Here is an 18,006-nt window from a genome sequence, read left to right as displayed (position 1 = left end):
TTATATGAACCTTCATACGTATGAAGGTTTTTAATTACCTAGCCAATGCTACTTCAATTATTGAACTGCTGACAGCGATCAGGTTATGGTATTTTTTCGAGGATACATTGTGCGAATGCAAAGCATTTTATTTAAGTTTGAATATGCTCAGTTTTGAAGAATTTTTTATAAAAAAGAAAATAGATCTTTTTGCATTGAAATCTGCAAACGAAGAGCTGTATAATGAATTTAGGGTTCATTATAATTCCATGGGTGAAAAGAGTTTTGACCACACCAAAAAATTTTGGTTCAACAAACTCAGAAAAAGTTACTTACTCACGGACACTGTAGCTGCTCCTACTGCTGTACGCGAAGAGAGCACCGCTAAAACAGCGGAACCGACAACCAAGGTGAGTACTTTGGGTTTCAAACCAAAATCTATTTCTAAATCTTTCGCTAAACCAAACGAGGAACAAACACAGGAAAGCCAATCGATTTCTGCTCCTGCTGGATTCAAGCCGAGGTTCAAGACTGGAGTTACCAAAACAGCACCAACAGAGGCTGCGCCGACCGAACGAAAAGCACAGGAGGAAACTCCGGAGAACACAGAAGGTACAGCAGTACCGAGCAACAAACCGGCAGGATTCAAGCCCAGGTTTAAGGCTGGAGTTACCAAAACAGCACCAACAGAGGCTGCGCCGATCGAACAAAAAGCACAGGAGGAAACTCCGGAGAACACAGAAGGTACAGCAGTACCGAGCAACAAACCGGCAGGATTCAAGCCCAGGTTTAAGGCTGGAGTTACCAAAACAGCACCAACAGAGGCTGCGCCGATCGAACAAAAAGCACAGGAGGAAACTCCGGAGAACACAGAAGGTACAGCAGTACCGAGCAACAAACCGGCAGGATTCAAGCCCAGGTTCAAGGCAGGAGTTACCAAAACAGCTCCAACAGAGCCTGCGGCAACTGATCAAAAAGCACAGGAGGAAACTCCCAAGAACGCAGAAAGTACAGCAGCACCGAGTAACAAACCAGCAGGATTCAAGCCCAGGTTCAAATCTGGAGTTACCAAAACGGCACCAACGGAGGCTGCGGCAACTGATCAAAAAACACAGGAGGAAACTCCCGAGAACGCAGAAAGTACAGCAGCACCGAGCAACAAACCGGCAGGATTCAAGCCCAGGTTCAAGGCTGGAGTTACCAAAACAGCTCCAACGGAGGCTGCGGCAACTGATCAAAAAGCACAGGAGGAAACTCCCGAGAACGCAGAAAGTACAGCAGCACCGAGCAACAAACCGGCAGGATTCAAACCCAGGTTCAAGGCTGGAGTTACCAAAACAGCTCCAACGGAGGCTGCGGTAACTGATCAAAAAGCACAGGAGGAAACTCCTGAGGGCGTCAAAACTACGCCTGAGCCGAGCAACAAACCGACAGGATTCAAGCCCAGGTTTAAGGCTGGAGTTACTAAAAACATCCCTCCTACTGACAACGCATAGCAATAAACAAGCAACCTCATATAATTCGCTAAAATTATGTTAAAAGAAGAAAGACAGGCTTATATTGTTCATCAAATAAACCTTCACAACAAAGTATTATCATCAGACCTGAGCATACAATTAAATGTATCTGAGGATACTATACGCCGCGACCTGAATGAACTTGCAGAAAATGGCCAAGTTATCAAAGTGTATGGCGGTGCCTTATCAAAATCTTTCCAATTCCCATTTCAAGAGGGAAACGTATATGCCAAAGAAGGGAAAAAAGAAATAGCCAGTAAGGCCCTTTCTTTGATCGCAAACGGAATGAGTGTATTAATTGGAGGTGGGACAACCATGATCGAATTGGCCCGCCTTGTGCCTAATGACCTACAGTGTACTTTTTTTACTATAAGCCCGTTAGTCGCTCTCGAATTAGCAGAGAAAGACAATATTGATGTATTCTTACTGGGTGGAAAATTATCCCGTAACACGAATATCGTAACGGGTTCACAAGTAGTCAATGAGCTGGCTGATATCCGTGTAGACCTTTGCTTATTGGGGACAAATAGTCTCTCTATTGAGGAGGGAATTACAGATTCGGATTGGGAAGTTGTACAAATCAAGAGAGCGATGATCAAATGCTCCAAGAGTCTCGCTATCTTAAGCATAGCAGAGAAACTTAATTCCAATCAAAAAATGCGGGTAGTTCCGCTTAAGGAAGTAACCTACCTTATTACTGATCTTGCGCCAAATGACAGATCGCTAAAAGATTTTGCAAGTAGTATTAAAGTTATTTAAGAACTATACTTCACTATAAAAAAGGCATCAATTGATAGAAAATTGATGCCTTTTTACTATTTCTTCAGTAGATTGCCAGCACGCTGTACCAACCAAATATTACTCTCAATAAAAAGATTGTGCCATAGCATATTATAGTCTACCTGTCTATTAAAGAGGACCCTTTTAATATGTTTGAGTATACCCTTTAGCGAATAGTCGACCAGTCCATTCGTTACTTTCGCATAATAAGCTTTATGATAGCGATTCCATAACACGACCGCCTGCTGATCGACATAGTCTTGGTACCCCTCTCCCAACAATCTTTCATTCAATGTCTTCATCTTCTTGCTCGATTGTTCGATTGTACAATAGCCAATATGTTCTCCCTTCTTTTCGACAATATCGAAATGAACGGTCTGTATTTTTTTATCTGCCACATCCACCGTCAATATAGCGCCCTTATTCCATTCGGGATGATTATTAGGATAGTCAAAATAGAAATTGCCCAAGCTGTAACAGATTGCTTTATCCTTATAGTATTCGACCCCCTGTACCACATGTGGGTGATGGGCGACCAGTAAATCAGCTCCGCTATCTATAATTTGTCGGAATCGGTCTCTCCACTCGGGAATCGGCACATCCAGCAGCTCTACACCGGCGTGGACCTGTACGATTAGGATATCTACCTGCTCTTTGTAGGCTTGGATATCCCGATCCAATCCGGGCCTATTGACCCATGCGTGTCCGACCGATCGGTCTCCATTCAGTGCACCATATCCATTTTCTCCATAGGCTAAAAACCCATATCGAACGCCGTCAATTGTTCTTACCAGTAGGGCATACGCTTCTTCCTCTGGTCCCGCACCTATGACTGTATCCTTTGGAAAGGCATTTTTTGTTGCCAATAATGCTTCAGGGCCGAAGTCTGCGATATGATTGTTCGCTAGGGAAAATAAGTTGAATCCTAATCCAAGCAGCCAATCTGCGGCATCGGGATGCTGATCGACAAGGGGTCCGGTCTTGATACTGGCCTGGCCATCCCCCCTTAGCGGGGCTTCCACATTACAAGAGACAACCGAAGCATCCTGTAATGCCGCTTGAACATCAGGCGAAAACTGTGGCTTTGTATTCATGACCACATCACCAACGAAGATGAGCTTATGTACCATAGTTCCGCTGCTTTAAAAGTTTTTCAATAGGCTTTAACGTTGTATAGGCAAAATAGGCTTGTATCAGTTCGTTTTTAAAGCCCATCATCTTCATGACTCCTTTTACCTTAGGCGTATGCATCAACGTTTGATAAATCCGCTGGAAACTGCCTATTCGCTGCAACTTAGCGTTAATCCATTGGAGATAATTGATGTGAATGACCTCCTTTAGCACGTTAATATCCAGTAGCTCCAGCTTATGCTGGGTAAGTGCATAATAGTTTAAGGAATTCTGATAGGTATAGGCATGTTTCTCTTCTTCAAAAAGAACATTATTCTTTCTGAAGTAATCACGCTGCCATATCCGACTGGCTTTACGGTCTTCAGGAAGGTTAAGCATAGCTAATGCAATGTCTTCTTCTATGAAAGGAGAATAACCCGGATATCCGAAGTGCTGTGGTATGCTGATCAGCGACTTCAACAGCATCATTTTGGTTCGCATCGCCGTAATGATCCTATATTTTGGTTCGCGCAAGAGATCTTTCTGTTTATCATGCACAGATTCGATCAAATTACGATAATCCACCCCGGTCGCTCTTTGGGAATCGGCCGTCATTTGATGGGTATGCCCCAATATCCTATAATCTGCCGGGGATGTAATGGGCCTGACTGCTACGGCTCCCGCCCAGGCATCACCTATAATACCGCTCAACATATGGAGTGGTCTCCCTTTTTCTAGGCTTTGAATCTTATCAAAGAACTCCATATGATAGGTTCCTACTGCTCCGACCGAACAGCCAAATAGATCGAACCAATCATTTTGATAACCATTAAATGATCCCAGATCGACACGTTGCCAATGTATCCCTAGGCGGGTCGCAAGTTCTTTTGCATACACGACTTCTCTTGATCGGCCTTGATTATTTGAGGTACCATAGGTATAGGCATGAATTCTACTTTTGTCGGCAATCAACAGGTTGAGTAAGCGAGAATCAAAGCCCCCACTTGTGGGAATCAATATATCTTCGGTAAAGGAAGACTCCCAATGCTGCACGCGCTGACGCAACAGCTCCAGTACATCTTCTTCATGGGTCTCTTTATCCAGATAAGCCAATGTGGTATCTGTCCCCTCTTCTACCGCTAACTTGCCATCGATTTTTTTTAATACCTGATGGGGTAAAAGGTAATGGACATGTTTTACGGGCGTACGTCCAAATACACAATATCCAAAATCCAGATAGGCCGCTAATCCTTCGGGATCAATCTCTAAATTGGAGAAATCAATCACCTCATTGATGGACAAACTGTGTTTTCCAGTGCTTTCATTATAGAAAACGGTATCAAATCCAACCCAATTTCCTCTGGCTATTTCCATGTAGACTATGCCTTTTTAAATTTAACTTTTATCATCTGTATGCCTTCTACCCATATTGAATTCTTAAACACGTGGTTAAGCCCTATATATATAGATACGAACAGAACCGATTGTATAATAAGCAGGACAAGATAGTTATTAACAACAGAAAAATACAAGGGGAGATAGGATATACATGCCGCCACCAAGCTATTAAAGAAGTAAGGAGCAAGATCCCGAAGTTGTAGGAACAAGCTGTATCCATAGGTCTTTTTGCTCCAACGGGTCGACAATATATAACATAATAATCTCACCAACAGTTGGCCATAGATAATGGTCATCAAACCGTGATCTACCGTCAGGAATAATACAACAGCTGCCGAAACTAGTTTTATAACCTCCAGAATCAATGCATACCTGGATCTCCCTTTGATATTGATGAAGTTGACGTTCATATCCGTAAAAGAGATAAAGATACCGGCAGCACATAACAACTGGAAATACACCACGGCATTTTCATACTTATCGGTCAGGACATACATAAAGCCAGGATAAGCTACGGTGATGGCAAGCATGCTCACCGGGAACAACACAAAAGCTAATGTGGAAAAAGCTTTGCGGCAAGCATTTAAAAACCTCGCATAGTCATCCTGAATAGGGGCTAAGGTCGACAATGTCGTCCCCTGTACGATGGAAGAAATCAACAGATTAGGGGTCTCTCCCCATCGATTTGCCTGAAAATAATGTCCTGCTTGTATCTGATCATAATATTTCACAATTACATTCCCATACAATTGGGAGAGAACCTTTCCTAGCAGATTAGCAGTCATGAAGGACAATGAGAACTCCATATGTTTCTTTATCGAGGAAGCGCTATAGGAAAAATTAATTTTCCAGTCGCCCCATACCCAAAACATAGCCGACCTAAATGTCGTATATAATACAGGCTGTACAATCAGTGCCCAAGTTCCAAAGCCCGTCAACGCTAAAGTCACCGCTATTCCTCCTGAGAGAATCACGGAAAACACATTGACACGCGCCGTAATATTAAACTGCGCACGCTTGAGCACTTTGACATACTGCACGATACCAAAAGCGTTGATTAACAGCTGCAAGAAGAGCACACGTGCATATAAAGCGAGCTGCTCAATCCCGTAAAATTTTTCGAGATAGGGAGCAGCGATAAAAAGTACCAAATAAATGACTGCAGAAACTACTAAGTTAAAAACAAACATACTGGAGTAGTCCTTATCCGTCACAACTTTTGATCTCACCAAAGAAGTTGCTAATCCACTGTCTACGATCGATGTGGCGATAACAGAGAAAATACCCAAAACTGCCATCACCGCAAAATCGCTCACAGATAGTACCCGTGCCGTAATAATACCGACTACCGTGATTACCAGTTGGAATCCCACGCGGTCTAAGGCATTCCAAAACAGGCCCTTTAGTGTTAAGCTTTTTATATTCTCACTCATAAGTAATCTGATTCCAAACCTACATAAATTCACCTGTATACACAATACAATTGCGCTGTAATATCAAAGGCAAATTCTCTGGGCAAGCGTAATTTTCACCCCATCTATTATATAATCCATAGGTTTACAATATTCCAAACCTACCTTCACAAAGCCGATCTGGCGTAATATAGCACCCCGACAGCGGAGCAGTACTATTCCATCGCACTTGTGAATGTGAAAGGTTATGTCGAAATTTATGGCTGGAAAATAGTTTAGCAACAACCGTTTAATTTTTTTCGTTTGAGGGATAGTAGTTTAGCACCGGTCATCTTATTTGTTTATAACAGGCCCAAACATACTAAAAAGACACTACAGGCTTTGGAAAAAAGCATAGGTGCAGCTGATACCGATATCTATATCTATTCGGATGGTGCGAAAAGTGGAGAAGAAATCGAATCTGTCAATACCGTACGGGCGCTCATTCGCGAACCCTGGGAATTTAAGAGCATACATATTATCGAAAGAGCCAAGAACCTTGGCCTTGCAAACAATATCATAAAAGGCGTCACGGAAGTTATCGCCAAACATGGTAAAGCGATTGTGCTGGAAGATGACCTGGAGATTTCGAAGTTCGGATTACAATACTTCAATGATGCACTTACCTGCTATGAAGAAGATGAAAAGGTGATGGAAATCAGTGGCTATATGTACCCGGTCAACCATGCCGAGCAGCTTCCTGAGAGTTTCTTTTTCAGAGTAGCCAACAGCTGGGGCTGGGCTACGTGGAGCCGTGCATGGCAGCACTTCGAAACCGATATCGATAAACTGACAGCTAACTTCTCAAAAGACGACATCAAGCGCTTCAGCATCGACCACAGTGAGAATTTTTGGAAACAGGTCAAACAATTTAAAGCCGGTAAGATCAATTCCTGGGCTATCCGTTGGTACCTGTCGATATTTAATCAGAACGGATTGGCTTTATATCCAAGAACGTCCATGATTCAGAATATCGGAACAGATGGATCGGGCACGCATTCGGATGCGGATCTAGCCTATCAGATCACGCTGGCCAACCAGAAGGTATCCGACTTTCCAATAGAGATCATAGAGCATAGAGAAGCTTACGAGGCCATCAAACATTTTTATAAGACCCGTAAGGGATCCTTTGCCAAGCGCATAGTCCGCTACCTGCGCAAACATTGGAACAAACGTTAGAAAAACCGTGAACAACGTCAAAATATCAATAATTACCATTGTCTATAATAATGTAAGGGATATTACCTATACGATTTCTTCCGTATTGGAGCAATCGTACCCTAATATTGAATATATTATTGTAGATGGTGCTTCTACAGATGGTACTATGGAGGTCATCCGTAGTTATGCGGACCGTATCTCGACGATCATTTCCGAGAAGGATGAAGGCATCTATGATGCGATGAATAAGGGCCTGGCCTTGGCAACTGGCGATTATGTTCTTTTCCTGAACTCGGGGGATGAGCTTTATGACCGTGACACCATCCAGTGTATTGTTGAAAAGGGCAAGGGAGCTGATATCATTTACGGCGAGACGAAATTGGTGGACGAACAGCGGCATATTGTCGCCGATCGCAGGCACAAAGCACCGGAGCATTTTGACTGGAAGTCCTTTCGCTATGGGATGAATATCTGCCATCAGGCTATCTATGTCAAAAGGGACATTGCAGATCCTTATGACCTTCAATATAAATTAAGTGCTGACATCGATTGGGTAATACGTGCTGCAAAAAAAGCGAAATCCACGCAAAATGTACAACATTATGTGGCTCGGTATCTTGTCGGAGGTATGTCTCAAAAACGGCATCGCAAAAGCCTAAAGGAACGCTATGCCATATTTCGAAAACACTATGGTGTATTTTCTAACTGGATCAATCATGGTATTATCGCGTTGCGACTGATCAAACACAGACTTAAACATGGCAAAACAAGAGAATAGTATGCTCAATCCAGAGCTTCTTATCGAATTGGCAAACAATAAGATGCCCTATGGTAAATACCAAGGGTGGACGCTATACAAACTTCCCGAACCTTACCTGGCTTGGTACAAGCAGAAAGGGTTTCCAGCGGGCAAGATGGGCATTCTGCTAGCCACCCTCTACGAGATCAAAGTCAATGGTCTTGAATATTTATTACATCCTTTGGTCAAAAAGTGACATTCGTCATTTTTTGATTTCTGCTTTTTAGTTAACTTTGCCTCATTAATTGAAACATTAAACGCCGTTTGCAGCGGTATCAATGCACATATGACAAACTATCAAACGTTGCTGTACTACTGTTACAGCCCCATCGAAAATGCGGAGCAATTTGCTTCAGAACACCTCGAATTCTGTAAATCTCTCGATCTAGTCGGACGGATCATTGTTGCCGATGAGGGCCTCAATGGCACTGTATCGGGTACACCAGAAGCCTGTAAGGCTTATATGGACGCCATATATGCGGATGGACGATTCAATCACACCGAATTTAAGATTGACGATGTCGAGGAGCCTTCCTTTATTAAAATGCACTGCCGCTATAAACCGGAGATCGTACACTCGGGGCTTCGTGATCCCAAGGAGATCGATCCGAATCAGCAGACAGGCATACACTTGGAGCCAAAGGATTTTATGGCGATGAAGGACCGCGAGGATGTTGTTATTCTGGATGTACGTTCTAACTACGAGCATAATGTAGGCCGCTTCAAGAATGCGATCACGCTGGACATCGAGAATTTCAGAGAATTCCCGGAGAAAGTAAAAGAACTCGAACAATATAAAGGTAAAAAGATCCTTACGTACTGCACCGGTGGAATCAAATGTGAGAAAGCCTCTGCACTGTTATTGAAGGAAGGATTTGAAGATGTATACCAGTTGCATGGTGGTATTATCAAATATGGCAAGGAAGCAGGCGGAAAGGATTTTGAGGGTAAATGCTATGTTTTCGACAACCGTGTCACCGTTGAAGTCAATTCGACCAATCCTGTCGTCATCTCGACATGCAAGAACTGTGGCAAGACCACGCCAAAAATGATCAACTGTGCCAATCCTACCTGTAATGAGCATTTCACCCAGTGTGATGCCTGTGGCGAAGAGCTGGATGGCTGTTGCTCAGAAGCTTGTATGGAGAGCCCCAACAAGAGAGAATATGATGGTACTGGCTATTATGTAAAAATTCCACAACCTGTAAACATAGAGAAGATCTCGAAGCGCAAGCACAAGAATTTTGCCCCCAAAGTGGAAAGCAACTAATATAAAAAAGCCTTAAGTGTACACTTAAGGCTTTTTTTATGGGAGCTATTTTAGAACTTCCATTCGACGTAGTTTATGTTTTTATCTACGGCAAGGTATTTTTTCTCGTAATAGGTCTTTATTGAAAGCACCTGATCAACGAGGTCTGACTTATACAGGTCTGTTGTTTCCTTAAGCACAGGAAGGCTTTGCTGCTGTATCTGCTCTAAGGTATAGTTGTAAAAACCGTCATTATCAGTTTTTAGGTGCATAATACCTCCTTCTTTCAAAATAATCTTGTACCGGTTGAGAAAGGTTGGGTTTGTCAACCGCTTTTTCTCTCTGCTGTCTTGGGGTTGGGGGTCGGGAAACGTGATCCAAATTTCGGATACCTCATTCTCTTCGAAGTATTCCAAAATGGTTTCGATCTGAATACGTAAAAAACCAACATTATCGATCCCTTCTTCCAGTGCTGTCTTGGCACCTCTCCAAATACGGTTCCCTTTATAATCAATGCCAATAAAGTTCGTTTCTGGGAACAGTTGAGCTAAATTGACAGTATATTCTCCTTTTCCACAGGCCAATTCGAGGATCAATGGCTTGTTGTTTCCGAAGAACGCACTGGACCATTTACCTTTATATGCTTTGCCAGCATCCAATTGTACCACATTTTTAAAAGTCGCTATCTCTGCGAATTTTCTCAGTTTATCCTTACCCATAACAAATATTAAGTCGCAAAAATAAACTTATATTTCCTCTATAAAAAATATAATTGGAAGTGGACTGGTATAAAAATCGATTTATGGGATACTTCGTATTATAGCATGTAGGTTTCTGATGCGAAATGGCCTGTATAGGGCTTTAGGGTCTGTCGTTATGTATGCAGGTCGATATTTTATATTACACCCGGATTATATTGCGTGCGATGCCGAATTTATGTAGGTTTGCAGTAACATTCAATACATTGACGTGGAAAAAAATGCTAAGATCTACGTAGCCGGCCATAGGGGTATGGTGGGGTCTGCGATATATGAGAAATTAAAGCGCGAAGGTTATACCAATGTGGTTACTCGAACCTCTAAGGAATTGGATCTTCGCAACCAGGGGGATGTAGCGACTTTCTTTGCATCGGAAAAGCCTGAGTATGTCTTCTTGGCTGCTGCCAAAGTAGGAGGCATCATTGCGAACAACACCTATAGGGCCGATTTCATTTATGAGAACATCGCTATACAGAGTAATATCATTCACCAGGCACATGTTAACGAAGTCAAGAAACTGTTGTTCCTAGGCTCTTCTTGTATCTATCCTAAGCTTGCTCCTCAACCTCTGAAGGAAGATTATCTATTGACAGGTACATTGGAACATACCAACGAACCATATGCTATCGCTAAGATAGCGGGTATAAAGATGTGTGAAGCATACAGAAGCCAGTATGGGGACAATTTTATCTCGGTAATGCCGACCAATCTGTATGGCTATAATGACAACTACCATCCAGAGAACTCACATGTACTGCCTGCCTTGATTCGCCGTTTTCATGAAGCCAAAACCAGTAACGTCCCGGAAGTAGTAATATGGGGTACGGGAACTCCTTTAAGGGAGTTCTTATTTTCAACGGATCTTGCTGATGCCTGTGTCTTCTTGATGAACAACTATGATGAAGAGCAATTTATCAATATCGGTGTCGGCGAAGATATCAGTATCAAAGACCTCGCACTTATGATCAAGAAGATTGTTGGCTATGAGGGGGAATTAACTTTTGACAGCAGTAAGCCAGATGGAACACCTCGCAAACTCATGGATGTAAGCAAATTGCACCAGTTGGGCTGGCAACATCGAATTGGTCTAGAAGAAGGAATACGCCTTGCTTATGCGGATTTCATAGCGAAACACTGTTAGTAGGTTTCGCTATCTGGCGGTATTCCGAAGTTAACAACATCCTGACTCTCGAGTTCTTCTAGAGGGGCTATATCTTTGTGTTTCTTTTTGGATTTCTTTGGTCTTACAAACTTAGCTAACTTGGATGCCAACGAACTTACTTTACCTTGTGTCACCTGCGCTACTGCACTATCTGATGCCAGTAATACAATTGCTTTTTTTAACCATCCCGAATTTTTGAGGAATGTTCTGTTCAAAATCAAAGGTAGCCCCAATTGAAGTGCACGTGCCATCCAGTTACTTTGATCTGCGGCACCTACTTTCGTCGCCCCTCCTCCTCCAAATGCAGAGAAAAGACCTTTTACAAAATCAACACCAGGTATACTTGACGTCAGTGTATTGATAAGTCGCGCAGGTGCCTCTACCTTATGTTTAAGCAATAGATATTGATCAGCCAGATAGCACTCTTGCTCTTTTTTGAGTTGACTTAGACGTGCTATCTCTACCCTAAGATCTTCTATATTATTAATTTTTGATTTCATCTTCCTGTGTAGTTTTGTTCTCCGCTTGTGCATTCTGTCCTCCAAAAGCGCTCGTTTCTTCGTAAGAGTTCCTTGCCTGTTGGTTTTCTTCGAACAAATCGTCGTCTTGCCATTTACCAAGAACTCGACGTATCGTCAGATCCATAAACTTAGCCTCTAACTTTGGTTCAAAGGCACGAATAATAAGTAGTATAACCAAAAAAATTCCGCCTGTGACCAGAAAGCCTAGGGCATAACTTCCCAAGAGTTCTCCAAGAAAAAAACCAAGAGCTAAGGAAAAGAAGAAGATAATTATCAAAGTCAGCAACAACTTGGTTGCATCCAAAACCAATGTACCAATAATGCGTCCTGCCCGGGCTATCGCTTTTAGCTTCAACAATTCTACCTGTGTATCGACATATTCCTTTGCCTTTTGAAAACTGCCTGAAAACGAAAATTTTTGATCACTCATTTTATTTTATTTAAATGAATATGAAGTACAGCATTTTTGGCACCTGTACTTCATAAACTACTATGTCTCTTTAGATTTTGAATTGACCCCATGCCTAAACTAAGCATGTTCTTCAATCTCCTCATCCAAAAAGTTTTCCGCCTTAGAAACTTTTGTTTTCACCATAGCGAGAACCTTTTCTTTAAAGTCATTCAGTTGATCCAGCTGCTCCTCTGCACGTTCTTTAAGTGCATCTCCCAAATCTGCTAATGATTCATTGATCTTCTCTCTCGTTTCTGTTCCCTTCTCTGGTGCAAATAAGACACCCAATACTGCTCCTGCTGCCAATCCCGCAAGCAATGCTGCTACAACTTTACCGCTATCTTTCATATATGTTTAATTTGTTTTTTTCTGTCATATGGAATACTCATGGGCTTTGTTCTTCGCTAACCAAGAGTATTTCATATATGTTTAATTTGTTTTTTATCTGTCATTTACTTATTCTGATCATCAGAGCAGAGTATGTGTGTATATTAGATAAACAATAAAAAGACCAAATCGTTTAAAATAAATAAACCAAATAGATCTTTCCTCTTATAATATAGCACATTTATCAGAAAACAGCAAAAACAAGTCCAAACTAACAACTTTGATTAGTTTATTTTATTTATCTTTAGCCTAAACCAACTTTATGACCTATGCTCGTAAAAACCTTTAGTAGTGCAGTTTACGGAATAGAAGCTACCACTATATCGGTCGAGGTTAATGTTTCGACTGGCACTAAATATTATATCGTAGGCCTTCCTGATAACGCTATAAAAGAAAGCTTGCAACGTATAGAAAGCGCCATATTGTCAATTGGATGCCGCATGCCAAGACAGAAAATCGTTGTCAATTTGGCACCCGCAGACATCCGTAAAGAGGGATCGGCTTATGATCTTACTATAGCCATTGGTATCCTTGCAGCTTCGTCACAGATCTCGGATCAAAAATTGGCCGATTACATCATCTTGGGCGAACTATCCTTAGATGGCAGTGTACAACCTGTAAAAGGTGTTCTTCCTATCGCTATACAAGCAAAACAAGATGGTTTCAAAGGTATTATATTACCTCATATCAATGCAGCCGAAGCTGCCGTTGTCAACGGCATCGACGCATTCGGTATCGAACACCTACAACAGGTTGTTGACTTCTTTAATGAAAAGACCCCACTAATACACACCGAAAGAGATTCTGCGGTCGATGCATCTACCGATTTCGTCACAACCGAACTGGATTTTGCCGACGTCAAGGGGCAGCAAAACATTAAAAGGGCATTGGAAATTGCTGCCGCTGGTGGCCACAATATCATATTGATCGGCCCTCCTGGAGCTGGAAAAACAATGCTTGCCAAACGTCTTCCTTCCATACTTCCTGCTCTCACATTTGAAGAATCTCTAGAGACAACCAAAATACACTCGGTCTCTGGCCATCTTTCGCAAAAGGAATCGCTGATGACCACGCGACCATTTCTCGCTCCGCATCATACTATTTCAGATATCGCTCTGGTCGGCGGAGGCAGCAGTCCACAACCTGGAGAAATATCACTAGCACATAATGGGGTTCTCTTTTTGGATGAACTGCCCGAATTTAAGCGTTCAGTTCTTGAGGTCATGCGCCAACCGTTGGAATCAAGAAGTATCACCATCTCCCGAGCCCGATTCACAGTCGATTACCCAGCCAGTTTCATGCTGGTTGCTGCTATGAATCCCTGCCCTTGTGGATATTATAATCACCCCGACAAGGAGTGCCTCTGCGGATCGCTCGCCGTGCAGCGCTATTTGAGTAAGATCTCTGGCCCATTATTGGATCGAATCGATTTGCACATCGAAGTCACCCCAGTAGCGTTCGATGAATTGACAGATCATGGTGAGTCAGAAAAAAGCGAAACAATAAGACAGCGTGTCATGCAAGCGCGAACAATTCAAGAGCAACGATTTATCAGCGAAAAGCTGATCCATTGCAACGCACAAATGTCCACACAGTATGTCCAAAAACTATGCTTACTGGATGAGTCGGGCAAACAACTTCTTAAGAACGCAATGGAACGTCTCAACTTGTCTGCTCGAGCTTACGATCGTATACTCAAAGTCGCACGGACCATAGCTGATATGGACGAAGAGTCACACATCCTAAATCGGCATCTTGCGGAGGCCATACAATTCAGGAACCTGGATAGAGAGACCTGGATAGGGTAAGCTAGAACTGATCAATAAAATGTCTAAAGATCCATGGGTAAAACAGAATTGTAATCAGTATCCCCGAAAGCGCTCCGAATAGGTGAGCATCGTGATTAATACGATCGTTGGAATTCTTAGATGCCCAAATACAGTATCCTATATAGAGCACTGCAAACACGTATGCTGGCATGGGAATAATCATAAATATGCCGAGCATGGCTTTGGGTTGAAAAAGAATATAGCCAAATAAAGCAGCGGATATCGCACCAGAGGCTCCTAGACTGTAATAACCAGGATTATTTTTCTGTTGTACGATCGTAGGAATATCACTCAACACCAAACTTAAGATATACAAAAGCGCAAAATACAGGTGTCCTATATCACCACTTACCTGTACAAAAAAGCTCTCCAACGCAAAACCGAAATAGTAAAAGGTAATCATATTGAAGAGCAGATGCCCCCAATCGGCATGTATAATACCGCTGGTAAATACCGTATACCATTTACGCTTATCGCGATGTACACTATAAGGGTGCAACATCATGGAAGCGTAAAGCTGTGGGTTTGAAAAAGCATATATACTGGTGGCTATCGTAACAGCAAATAGGATAGAAGCTACCGGTGTCTGTAATATATATTGTTGAATCATTTGTCTTTAGAATCTGTCTTCAATCAAAAAAACGTAGAGTTGTTTTGGTCCGTGCGCACCCAATACTATTTTTTTCTCAATATCTGCTGTGCGGCTCGGTCCTGTTATCGTGGTTATCATAGAAGGGAGGTAAGTTGGATAACGATCCTTTATTTGTGCCAAACCATGTCTTATATCCATTACGAGTTGCGAAGCTTTGGCTAAGACGATATGTATCGGCGGATAGATACTCAGTCGACGCCCCCCTGCATTTGCATTGGACAGCATGACACTTCCATTACGCGCCACCAATGCCTCGCATGCCGTGATACCGACCTCAGCACTTTCAAAGTCTTTATCTGTAGCGAGGTAAGGGAAGCCATAGTGTTTCAATAGTACCTGTACCGCTGGCTCCCAGGCATAGATCTTGGTTACGCCCAATTCCTCGACAAGTCCAATTAAGTTTTCTATAACAGAAATCTCGCCATCACAGTACACAAATTGTCCTCCAATATCTGTCAACTCCCGTGCAAAGGTTAGGTCTAAAGATTCCTCTTCATCTTTATATAGAGCAGAATCTTCAAAATCTGGATGTGGGTTATCCTTTTTTTGAAGCAGGGCCTGCCGTATCTTCTTCAGCATTTTTTCCTTGGCAGTCGTATTTCTGATATTCATATGTATCCTCTAATGGGTATTCCCTAGTTAGTGCAAATCGATGTCGAATCTTCGACATGGGACATGTTCAAGATAAAATAGAGGGGCTAACCCCTCTATTTTTTATGATACGTTATCTTCGTTCAATTTTTCCGATGGCTCCGAATTTTGAGTCTCTTCTGGCATCGGTGGAATAGGTAATTCTGTCTGAGGAACTCCTCCTCCATCTGCACCTCCATTGACAAACTCATCGTAAGTAGTGCGATTAGAGAAGGGGCGCTTGCCTAAAATCTCCTCTAAATCTGCCTGGAATAAGATTTCTTTTTCCAACAACTTCTCAGCAATACGGATCAAGCCATCCTGTTTGTCAAGCAACAGTTGTCTTGTTCTCTCATAGACAGCTGCAACCAATACCCTTACTTCTTCATCGATTAACTCTGCGGTCTGATCGGAATATGGCTTTTGGAATTGGGATTCACCAGAACTGTCACGGAAAGAAACATTTCCGACCTTGTGATTCATACCGTATACGGCAGTCATTGCATAGGCTAGTTTTGTAATCCGCTCCAAGTCGTTTTGTGCTCCAGTACTGATCCGACCAAATGTGATATCTTCCGCTACACGTCCGCCCATAGTCATGCACATACTGTCCAACAATTGCTCTGTTGTATACAAGAACTGCTCCTTAGGCAAATACTGGGCATAACCTAATGCTGCTACGCCACGCGGTACTATAGAGACCTTGACCAACGGATCTGCATGCTCGAGGAACCATCCTGCAATAGCATGACCTGCTTCGTGGTAGGCAACAATCTTCTTCTCCTCTGGGGAAATAATCTTATTCTTTTTCTCCAACCCTCCGATTACACGATCGATGGCATCTTGAAAATCCTGCATCTCGATAGCCCGTTTATTTTTACGGGCAGCTATTAATGCAGCTTCATTACAGACGTTAGCAATTTCCGCTCCTGCAAAACCTGGTGTCTGTGCCGATAGCTTTTTAGCATCAACTTCTTCCGCTAGTTTCAACGGCTTAAGATGTACATTAAATATCTGCTCACGACCGATCAAATCTGGCTTATCAATGGAGATCTGTCTATCAAAACGTCCCGGTCTTAATAATGCCGAATCCAATACGTCCAAACGGTTGGTCGCCGCAAGAATAATAACGCCTACGTTCGTTCCGAACCCGTCCATCTCTACCAATAACTGGTTCAATGTATTCTCACGCTCATCATTCCCCCCCATCACTGAGTTCTTGCCACGTGCTCTACCAATAGCATCAATTTCATCAATAAAGATGATACATGGTGCTTTTTCTTTTGCTTGTTTAAATAAGTCACGTACCCGTGATGCTCCTACACCGACAAACATCTCCACGAAATCAGAACCTGACAGCGAGAAGAAAGGCACCTGTGCCTCTCCCGCAACAGCTTTGGCTAACAAGGTTTTACCTGTACCTGGAGGCCCTACCAATAGCGCACCCTTAGGAATCTTACCTCCTAAATCCGTGTATTTCTTTGGATTTTTTAAAAAATCCACTATTTCCATCACTTCCGTTTTCGCTTCTTCTAGGCCGGCAACATCATTAAAAGTGATATTGATCTGTGACTCTTTATCAAAAAGTTGCGCTTTGGATTTACCGATGTTGAAAATCTGTCCGCCACCGCCTCCAGCACCACCACCCATACGGCGCATCAGGAACATCCATAGTGCTACGATGATAATCAATGGTAGGATAAAGGAGATAAAAAAGCCGCCCCATGCATTCGAGCGTTCTTCCCATTTGGCAGATATCTTAGGCATATCTTCAGGCATGTCTTTTTGAGATTCAATCAATTTTTGATTCAAAATCTCTGCTGATCCTTCTGAAAAAACATACTGTGGACCTTTATTTGCCGAGAAGCTCAAACTATTTCCTGAAGGAGCCAGGTCTTTATATTTAGGGTCGTTTTGAAGCTTGTCACTTTTTATGTAGACCTCTACCTCAACAATATTTCCTTTATTATAAGCGATTAGTTTATCGACATCCCCGGTACGAAGCATGTTCTTCTCAAAATTCTCATAAGAAGTCTCTTGTGTACTACTGCCATTATACAAAAAATTCAATGCTATAAAACCTAATATCATGGCAATATACAGCCACATCATATTAAATTTAGGAGGAGTCGGGGTTATCTTTTTACTTGGAATTTTCTTCATTACAATTTT

General features: G+C 42.4%; 18 protein-coding genes. 8 read left to right on the top strand and 10 right to left on the bottom strand.

The window, feature by feature from the left end; all coding sequences use genetic code 11:
- The first annotated feature begins 20 nt into the window (after positions 1-20).
- Together M472_RS29120 and M472_RS29115 are read left to right on the top strand one after the other, a co-directional pair.
- Positions 21-1,475: a hypothetical protein gene (locus tag M472_RS29120; RefSeq protein WP_021069389.1), complete on the top strand. Its 1,455-nt coding sequence runs from the start codon at positions 21-23 to the stop codon at positions 1,473-1,475.
- A 36-nt stretch (positions 1,476-1,511) separates the two neighbouring features.
- Positions 1,512-2,255 (top strand): DeoR/GlpR family DNA-binding transcription regulator, encoded by a 744-nt coding sequence (locus tag M472_RS29115; RefSeq protein ID WP_021069388.1) that lies wholly within the window; start codon positions 1,512-1,514, stop codon positions 2,253-2,255.
- A 56-nt stretch (positions 2,256-2,311) separates the two neighbouring features.
- Here M472_RS29115 and M472_RS29110 read toward each other — a convergent pair whose 3' ends face one another.
- The 3 genes from M472_RS29110 to M472_RS29100 are packed head-to-tail and all read right to left on the bottom strand — an operon-like array spanning position 2,312 to position 6,217.
- On the bottom strand, positions 2,312-3,406 hold the full coding sequence (locus M472_RS29110; protein WP_021069387.1) for a CapA family protein: 1,095 nt from the start codon (positions 3,404-3,406) through the stop codon (positions 2,312-2,314).
- Positions 3,396-4,760, bottom strand: a complete 1,365-nt coding sequence (locus M472_RS29105) for an asparagine synthetase B family protein (protein WP_021069386.1) — start codon at positions 4,758-4,760, stop codon at positions 3,396-3,398. Before M472_RS29105 ends, M472_RS29110 begins: the two co-directional genes overlap by 11 nt.
- A 5-nt stretch (positions 4,761-4,765) precedes the next feature.
- A complete protein-coding gene (locus M472_RS29100) occupies positions 4,766-6,217 on the bottom strand; it encodes a lipopolysaccharide biosynthesis protein (RefSeq protein ID WP_021069385.1) in 1,452 nt (483 codons plus the stop codon).
- Positions 6,218-6,499: 282 nt separating this feature from the next.
- Here M472_RS29100 and M472_RS29095 point away from each other — a divergent pair, with 282 nt between their 5' ends.
- From M472_RS29095 to trhO, 4 genes are all read left to right on the top strand, one after another.
- Positions 6,500-7,414: a glycosyltransferase family protein gene (locus tag M472_RS29095; protein ID WP_021069384.1), complete on the top strand. Its 915-nt coding sequence runs from the start codon at positions 6,500-6,502 to the stop codon at positions 7,412-7,414.
- Positions 7,415-7,421: 7 nt separating this feature from the next.
- Positions 7,422-8,174: a glycosyltransferase family 2 protein gene (locus M472_RS29090; protein ID WP_021069383.1), complete on the top strand. Its 753-nt coding sequence runs from the start codon at positions 7,422-7,424 to the stop codon at positions 8,172-8,174.
- The gene (locus tag M472_RS29085) at positions 8,155-8,391 is read left to right on the top strand and encodes a DUF3820 family protein (RefSeq protein WP_021069382.1); all 237 of its coding nucleotides are present in this window, start codon (positions 8,155-8,157) and stop codon (positions 8,389-8,391) included. The genes M472_RS29090 and M472_RS29085 overlap by 20 nt, the downstream gene beginning before the upstream one ends.
- A gap of 90 nt (positions 8,392-8,481) precedes the next feature.
- Positions 8,482-9,465 (top strand): oxygen-dependent tRNA uridine(34) hydroxylase TrhO, encoded by a 984-nt coding sequence (trhO, locus tag M472_RS29080; RefSeq protein ID WP_021069381.1) that lies wholly within the window; start codon positions 8,482-8,484, stop codon positions 9,463-9,465.
- A gap of 50 nt (positions 9,466-9,515) precedes the next feature.
- Here the strand turns inward: trhO and trmB are convergent, their stop codons facing one another.
- Positions 9,516-10,163: a tRNA (guanosine(46)-N7)-methyltransferase TrmB gene (gene trmB / locus M472_RS29075; protein ID WP_021069380.1), complete on the bottom strand. Its 648-nt coding sequence runs from the start codon at positions 10,161-10,163 to the stop codon at positions 9,516-9,518.
- A 250-nt stretch (positions 10,164-10,413) separates the two neighbouring features.
- Here trmB and fcl point away from each other — a divergent pair, with 250 nt between their 5' ends.
- Entirely contained in the window at positions 10,414-11,343 is a 930-nt protein-coding gene (gene fcl, locus M472_RS29070; RefSeq protein ID WP_021069379.1) for a GDP-L-fucose synthase, read from the top strand.
- Here fcl and M472_RS29065 read toward each other — a convergent pair.
- The 3 genes from M472_RS29065 to M472_RS29055 all read right to left on the bottom strand — a co-directional run bounded on the left by M472_RS29065 (position 11,340) and on the right by M472_RS29055 (position 12,684).
- On the bottom strand, positions 11,340-11,864 hold the full coding sequence (locus tag M472_RS29065; RefSeq protein ID WP_021069378.1) for a hypothetical protein: 525 nt from the start codon (positions 11,862-11,864) through the stop codon (positions 11,340-11,342). The two genes, fcl and M472_RS29065, sit on opposite strands and share 4 nt — an antisense overlap.
- Positions 11,848-12,315, bottom strand: coding sequence for a phage holin family protein (locus M472_RS29060; protein WP_021069377.1), 468 nt, complete (start codon positions 12,313-12,315; stop codon positions 11,848-11,850). The genes M472_RS29065 and M472_RS29060 overlap by 17 nt, the downstream gene beginning before the upstream one ends.
- A gap of 99 nt (positions 12,316-12,414) precedes the next feature.
- Entirely contained in the window at positions 12,415-12,684 is a 270-nt protein-coding gene (locus M472_RS29055) for a YtxH domain-containing protein (RefSeq protein ID WP_021069376.1), read from the bottom strand.
- A gap of 308 nt (positions 12,685-12,992) precedes the next feature.
- Here M472_RS29055 and M472_RS29050 point away from each other — a divergent pair, with 308 nt between their 5' ends.
- The gene (locus M472_RS29050) at positions 12,993-14,531 is read left to right on the top strand and encodes a YifB family Mg chelatase-like AAA ATPase (protein WP_021069375.1); all 1,539 of its coding nucleotides are present in this window, start codon (positions 12,993-12,995) and stop codon (positions 14,529-14,531) included.
- A gap of 1 nt (position 14,532) precedes the next feature.
- Here the strand turns inward: M472_RS29050 and M472_RS29045 are convergent, their stop codons facing one another.
- The 3 genes from M472_RS29045 to ftsH all read right to left on the bottom strand — a co-directional run bounded on the left by M472_RS29045 (position 14,533) and on the right by ftsH (position 17,997).
- On the bottom strand, positions 14,533-15,162 hold the full coding sequence (locus M472_RS29045) for a rhomboid family intramembrane serine protease (protein WP_021069374.1): 630 nt from the start codon (positions 15,160-15,162) through the stop codon (positions 14,533-14,535).
- A 6-nt stretch (positions 15,163-15,168) separates the two neighbouring features.
- Positions 15,169-15,816: a LutC/YkgG family protein gene (locus M472_RS29040; protein WP_021069373.1), complete on the bottom strand. Its 648-nt coding sequence runs from the start codon at positions 15,814-15,816 to the stop codon at positions 15,169-15,171.
- A 102-nt stretch (positions 15,817-15,918) separates the two neighbouring features.
- Positions 15,919-17,997 (bottom strand): ATP-dependent zinc metalloprotease FtsH, encoded by a 2,079-nt coding sequence (gene ftsH / locus M472_RS29035; RefSeq protein WP_021069372.1) that lies wholly within the window; start codon positions 17,995-17,997, stop codon positions 15,919-15,921.
- Positions 17,998-18,006 lie beyond the last annotated feature (9 nt).

This window comes from Sphingobacterium paucimobilis HER1398 (assembly GCF_000416985.1).
Taxonomy (GTDB): Bacteria; Bacteroidota; Bacteroidia; order Sphingobacteriales; family Sphingobacteriaceae; genus Sphingobacterium; species Sphingobacterium paucimobilis.
This window is presented reverse-complemented; position numbering and strand designations above follow the sequence as displayed.